5 protein-coding genes are annotated in these 6,416 nt (G+C 72.8%); all 5 read left to right on the plus strand.

The features are described 5' to 3' along the window. Positions 1-2,981 (plus strand): translation initiation factor IF-2 (infB, locus tag P1P70_RS38165; protein WP_319245958.1); only part of this gene is annotated, 2,981 nt, incomplete at its 5' end. Positions 2,982-3,325: 344 nt separating this feature from the next. Then, the gene (locus P1P70_RS38170; RefSeq protein ID WP_215449266.1) at positions 3,326-3,619 is read left to right on the plus strand and encodes a DUF503 domain-containing protein; all 294 of its coding nucleotides are present in this window, start codon (positions 3,326-3,328) and stop codon (positions 3,617-3,619) included. 63 nt (positions 3,620-3,682) lie between these two features. Beyond that, positions 3,683-4,141, plus strand: a complete 459-nt coding sequence (gene rbfA, locus P1P70_RS38175) for a 30S ribosome-binding factor RbfA (protein ID WP_319245960.1) — start codon at positions 3,683-3,685, stop codon at positions 4,139-4,141. Continuing rightward, positions 4,138-5,052, plus strand: coding sequence for a tRNA pseudouridine(55) synthase TruB (truB, locus tag P1P70_RS38180; RefSeq protein ID WP_319245962.1), 915 nt, complete (start codon positions 4,138-4,140; stop codon positions 5,050-5,052). The genes rbfA and truB overlap by 4 nt, the downstream gene beginning before the upstream one ends. A 463-nt stretch (positions 5,053-5,515) precedes the next feature. After that, a partial coding sequence (locus P1P70_RS38185) for a trypsin-like peptidase domain-containing protein (RefSeq protein WP_319245964.1) occupies positions 5,516-6,416 on the plus strand: 901 nt, incomplete at its 3' end.

The following is a 6,416-nucleotide window of genomic DNA, read 5'->3' on the forward strand; positions in this document are numbered from 1 at the left end:
GACGTGCGGCCTGCGCGGGAGAGGGGGCCGCCCCGGCCCGTCCGGCGGCCCCCTCTCCCGCGCAGGCCGCACGTCCGGCCGCGCCTCGTCCCGGCCCGGCCGCGCCGAAGCCGCCCGCCGCCGAGCGGCCCGCCGCTCCGGCCCCGGGTCCGCGCCCGACGCCCGGTCCCAAGCCGCCGGCGCCGAAGCCCGCTCCGGCCTCCCCGGCCCCGAGCGTGCCCGAGTTCCAGGCACCCCCGTCGGCGCCCCCGTCGGCTCCGGCCGCCGCGTCCGCTCCGCCGTCGTCCCAGCGTCCGGGCGCTCGTCCCGGTCCGGGTGCGCCGCGTCCGGGTGGCCAGCAGCGCCCCGGTCAGGACCGCCAGGACCGTCCGGACCGCCAGGACCGTCCGGACCGCGGCCAGGCGCCGCGTCCCGGTGGTCAGCGTCCCGGTGGCCCCGGTGCGCCCAAGCCGGGCGGTGCCCGTCCCGCGGGTCCGCGTCCCGGTAACAACCCCTTCACCTCCGGTGGCTCCACCGGCATGGGTCGCCCGCAGGGCCCCCGTCCCGGCGGCGCGCCCCGACCTGGTGGCCAGGGCGGTCCCGGCGGTGCCCAGGGCGGTCCGCGTCCCGCGGCCCCCGGCCAGGCGCCCCGTCCGCAGGGTGCCGGCGGCGGTCCCCGTCCGCAGGCTCCGGGCGGCGCCCGTCCGAGCCCGGGCGGGATGCCCCGTCCGCAGGGCGGCGGTCCCCGTCCCGGCGGCGGCCCCGGTGGCCCCCGTCCGAACCCCGGCATGATGCCGCAGCGTCCGGCTGCCGGCCCGCGTCCCGGCGGCGGTGGCCCCGGTGGCCGCGGTCCCGGTGGCGGCGGTCGCCCCGGTGGCGGTGGCGGCGGTCGTCCCGGTGGTGGCGGCGGCTTCGCCGGTCGTCCCGGTGGCGGCGGTGGCGGCGGCTTCGCCGGTCGTCCCGGTGCTCCGGGTGGCGGTGGCGGTTTCGCCGGTCGTCCCGGTGGCCCGGGTGCCGGCGGCGGTGGCCGTCCCGGCTTCGGTGGCCGTCCCGGTGGTCCGGGTGCCCGTGGTGGCACGCAGGGCGCCTTCGGTCGTCCCGGCGGTCCCGCGCGTCGCGGTCGTAAGTCGAAGCGGCAGAGGCGCCAGGAGTACGAGGCCATGCAGGCCCCGTCGGTCGGCGGCGTGATGCTGCCTCGCGGCAACGGACAGTCCGTCCGCCTGTCGCGCGGTGCGTCCCTCACCGACTTCGCCGAGAAGATCAACGCCAACCCGGCGTCGCTCGTCGGCGTGATGATGAACCTCGGCGAGATGGTCACTGCCACGCAGTCCGTCTCCGACGAGACGCTGAAGCTCCTCGCGGACGAGATGAACTTCATCCTCGAGATCGTCAGCCCGGAGGAGGAGGACCGCGAGCTGCTCGAGTCCTTCGACATCGAGTTCGGCGAGGACGAGGGTGGCGAGGAGTTCCTCGTCGCGCGTCCGCCGGTCGTGACCGTCATGGGTCACGTCGACCACGGTAAGACCCGACTGCTGGACACCATCCGCAAGACGAACGTCGTCGCGGGCGAGGCCGGCGGTATCACGCAGCACATCGGTGCGTACCAGGTCGCCACCCAGGTCAACGACGAAGAGCGCAGGATCACCTTCATCGACACCCCGGGTCACGAGGCGTTCACCGCCATGCGTGCCCGTGGTGCGAAGTCGACCGACATCGCGATCCTGGTCGTCGCGGCCAACGACGGCGTCATGCCGCAGACGGTCGAGGCGCTCAACCACGCCAAGGCGGCCGACGTCCCGATCGTCGTCGCGGTCAACAAGATCGACGTCGAAGGCGCGGACCCGACCAAGGTGCGCGGTCAGCTGACCGAGTACGGCCTCGTGGCCGAGGAGTACGGCGGCGACACCATGTTCGTCGACATCTCCGCCAAGCAGGGCCTCAACATCGAGAGCCTGCTGGAGGCCGTGGTCCTGACCGCGGACGCCTCGCTCGACCTGCGGGCCAACCCGGAGCAGGACGCGCAGGGCATCGCGATCGAGTCCCACCTCGACCGTGGCCGCGGTGCCGTCTCGACGGTCCTGGTCCAGCGCGGCACGCTGCGCATCGGCGACACGATGGTGGTCGGCGACGCGTACGGCCGTGTCCGGGCGATGCTCGACGACAACGGCAACAACGTCGAGGAAGCGGGTCCCTCGACCCCCGTCCTGGTCCTGGGTCTCACCAACGTCCCGGGCGCCGGCGACAACTTCCTGGTCGTCGACGAGGACCGTACGGCCCGTCAGATCGCCGAGAAGCGGGCGGCGCGCGAGCGCAACGCCAACTTCGCCCGGCGTGGCGTCCGGTTCTCCCTGGAGAACCTGGACGAGGCGCTCAAGGCCGGTCTGGTGCAGGAACTCAACCTCATCATCAAGGGCGACGCGTCCGGTTCGGTGGAGGCCCTCGAGTCCTCGCTGCTCCAGCTCGACGTCGGCGAAGAGGTCGACATCCGCGTCCTGCACCGCGGCGTCGGTGCGGTCACGGAGTCCGACATCGACCTGGCGATGGGCTCCGACGCCATCGTGATCGGCTTCAACGTCCGCGCGGCCGGTCGTGCCGCGCAGATGGCCGAGCGCGAGGGCGTGGACGTCCGGTACTACTCGGTGATCTACCAGGCCATCGAGGAGATCGAGGCGGCCCTCAAGGGCATGCTCAAGCCGGAGTACGAGGAGGTCGAGCTCGGCACGGCGGAGATCCGCGAGGTCTTCAAGTCGTCCAAGCTGGGCAACATCGCCGGTGTCCTGGTCCGCTCGGGCGAGGTCAAGCGCAACACCAAGGCGCGCCTCGTCCGCGACGGCAAGGTCATCGCGGAGAGCCTCACCATCTCCGGTCTGCGTCGCTTCAAGGACGACGTCACCGAGATCCGCGAAGGGTTCGAGGGCGGTATCAACCTCGGCAACTTCAACGACATCAAGATCGACGACGTCATCGCGACGTACGAGATGCGCGAGAAGCCGCGGTCGTAGCAGCCGCCGGTTCATGCCGGCCGGGGGTGCCATTCGGTGCCCCCGGCCGGTGTGGCCGTTTTTCGCGCGGTTCCCCGCGTCCCTGAGGAGGCCGCAGGCCTTCAAGGGGCGCGGGGAACTGCGCGAGAAGCCCCACGCACCCGCGCGTACCCACCCACTCCGAACCGCCCCGCCCGCGCTGGGGTCGAAGGGGCGCAGCCCCTGGAGGACGGGACGGGTAGGGGCGGCGGGGGCGAAAACAATCCCGTCGAGCCACCCACCGGGTTCGATGTACGGTTCTGATGTTGCCGCCCGGCTACGGGTGGGCCATCGATCCCGTACCGGCGGGTGAACCGGATACACACATGTACGTGGGGACTCTGTCCTTCGATCTCCTCCTCGGCGACGTACGGTCACTGAAGGAGAAGCGCTCCGTCGTCCGCCCGATCGTGGCCGAGCTGCACCGCAAGTTCGCGGTGAGCGTGGCGGAGGTCGACCATATGGATCTGCACCGTAGGGCCGTGATCGGTCTGGCAGTGGTGTCCGGTGACACGGGGCACCTGACCGACGTACTGGACCGGTGCGAACGGCTGGTCGCCGCGCGCCCCGAGATCGAGCTGCTGTCGGTACGACGGCGCCTGCACGGCGACGACGACTGAACCGGCGGCGCGGGGACAGTTGAACAAGCAGTAGTCACGCAGAACGAGCTAGGAGACGGACCAGTGGCCGACAACGCGCGTGCCAAGAGGCTGGCGGACCTCATCCGAGAGGTGGTGGCCCAGAAGCTGCTGCGCGGGATCAAGGACCCGCGGCTCGGCTCACACGTCACCATCACGGACACCCGGGTCACCGGGGACCTGCGGGAGGCGACCGTCTTCTACACGGTGTACGGCGACGACGAGGAGCGGGCGGCCGCCGCCGCGGGGCTGGAGAGCGCCAAGGGCATCCTCCGTTCCGAGGTCGGCCGTGCCGCCGGCGTGAAGTTCACGCCGACGCTCACCTTCGTCGCCGACGCCCTCCCGGACACCGCCAAGACCATCGACGACCTCCTCGACAAGGCGCGTGCCTCGGACGCCGCGGTGCGCGAGAGCGCGTCGGGGGCCAGGTACGCCGGTGAGGCGGACCCGTACCGCAAGCCGGGCGACGACGCCGATGACGACGAGGATGCCGCCGCCGAATGACCCAGCAGCGCCAGAAGAACACCACGCCCGACGGCCTTGTCATCGTCGACAAGCCGTCGGGCTTCACTTCGCACGATGTCGTCGCCAAGATGCGGGGCATCGCCCGGACCCGACGGGTCGGGCACGCGGGGACGCTCGACCCGATGGCCACCGGAGTGCTCGTCCTGGGGGTGGAGAAGGCGACCAAGCTCCTCGGTCACCTCGCGCTCACGGAGAAGGAGTACCTCGGCACCATCCGGCTCGGGCAGACGACGGTCACCGACGACGCCGAGGGCGAGATCACGGCGTCGGTCGACGCGTCGAAGGTCACCCGGGACGCGGTCGACGCCGGTGTGGCCGAGCTGACCGGACAGATCATGCAGGTGCCGTCCAAGGTCAGCGCCATCAAGATCGACGGAGTGCGGTCGTACAAACGGGCCCGCGACGGCGAGGACTTCGAGATTCCCGCCCGGCCCGTCACCGTCTCCTCCTTCGCCGTGTACGACGTCCGCGAGGCCGTCGCCGAGGACGGCACCCCCGTCCTCGACCTGGTGGTGTCGGTGGTGTGCTCCTCCGGGACGTACATCCGCGCCCTCGCCCGTGATCTGGGCGCCGGACTGGGTGTCGGCGGTCACCTCACCGCGCTGCGCCGCACCCGCGTCGGGCCCTACAAGCTGGACTCCGCGCGGACCCTCGACCAGCTCCAGCAGGAGCTGACCGTCATGCCGGTCGCCGAGGCCGCCGCGGCCGCGTTCCCGCGCTGGGACGTGGACGACAGGCGGGCCCGACTCCTGCTGAACGGCGTCCGCCTGGACATGCCCGAGGAGTACACGACCCGCGGCGCCACTGCCGTCTTCGACCCCACGGGCCGCTTCCTGGCCCTGGTGGAAAGCCACAAGGGCAAGGCGAAGAGCCTGGCCGTCTTCGGCTGACTTCCGGCTCGGTCCCAGGGGGCTCTGCGGGCATGTGAGCGCGCGGGGCCCTGCGGGCTTTGTGGGCGACGGGCACTGCGGGTTTTTCAGGGGCGCGGGGAACCGCGCGATCAGCCACGCACGACCCGCACCCGCAGAACCCAGCGCAGCGACCCGAGTTGTCAGGCGGGGGGTCAGGGGCGCAGCCCCTGGCCGGGCCGGTGCCGCAGGCACCCGGCACTACACGGCTCGACCCAGCGGAGCGTGGAGCGGCGGTCACGGGGTCGCTGTTCCCGCCGCTCCACGGTCCCCCCTCGGTTCCCCCACCCAGAGGTGTATCCATCTGCTCGGGGCTATTCACCCCTTCGTGCAGGCGCTCGGAGTGAACCGAGGGAGCGGAAGGGGGCGCGTTCGTCGCGCGATCTGTTCCGCTGATCTTCACGTGCCTACCGTCGGAACACAGGTACGACGGGGAGGTCAGGACATGGCGGTACGGGGCCGTCGGGCAACCGACGACGGCCGCCGGGCGGCGCGGGACGAAGTCCTGGTGCGGGTCGGCGATCTGGCGGGACGACCACGCGGCACGGGCTTCGTCGCCGACCACCACGGCACGGTCGTCACCAGCCACGAGGCGGTGGACGGACTGGCCCGCATCGTGGTGCGCGCCACCGGCGACCGCGTCTGCGTGGTGTCGTCCGACGCGGTCACCCCGCTGCCCGCCCTCGATCTCGCGCTCATCCGCACCCAGGGGCTGGGCGTGGACCCACTGCCCTTCGCCCCGCGGGAGGAGGTCGAGACGGGAGCGTACGTCCGTATCGCGGCCGGCGGCTGGCGCGAGGCACGGGTGCTGGGCACGGCGGACGTCACGTACACCGCGACCGACGGTTTCCATCTGCTGCGCGGCGCCCTGGAGTTGGCGATCGGCACCGCCGGCAGCGAGGCGCTGAGGCTGGGCGGCGGCGCGGCCGGGGGACCCGTGCTCGACATGACCACGGGCGCCGTCGTGGGCGTCCTCGGCACGGCCCTGGAGGCGCAGCACCGGGCGACCGGCTTCGCCGTGCCCCTGCGCGGGTGGCGGGCCGAGCAGCCGCTGGCCGAGCTGCTCGCACGCAACGCGGCGACCGTGCCGGCGTACGGGACGGATCTGAACCTGGCGGGGGTGCTGGAGCTCATGGCCACGACGGTGGGCTCGGACGGGCCGGGGGCGAGCGCGGGAGCCGTGGCGGCGTCCGGCGCCGAGCCCGTCGAACGGGTCGGTGCCGTACGGGAGTTCACCGCCTTCTCCGAGGGCCCCGCCACCGTTCTCGGCCTCGTCGGTGCACCCGGCAGCGGCCGTACGACGGAGCTGGCCGCCCTCGCCGCCCGGCGCGGCCGGGGGCCCGCCC

This window comes from Streptomyces sp. MB09-02B, assembly GCF_033794485.1.
Classification (GTDB): Bacteria; Actinomycetota; Actinomycetes; order Streptomycetales; family Streptomycetaceae; genus Streptomyces.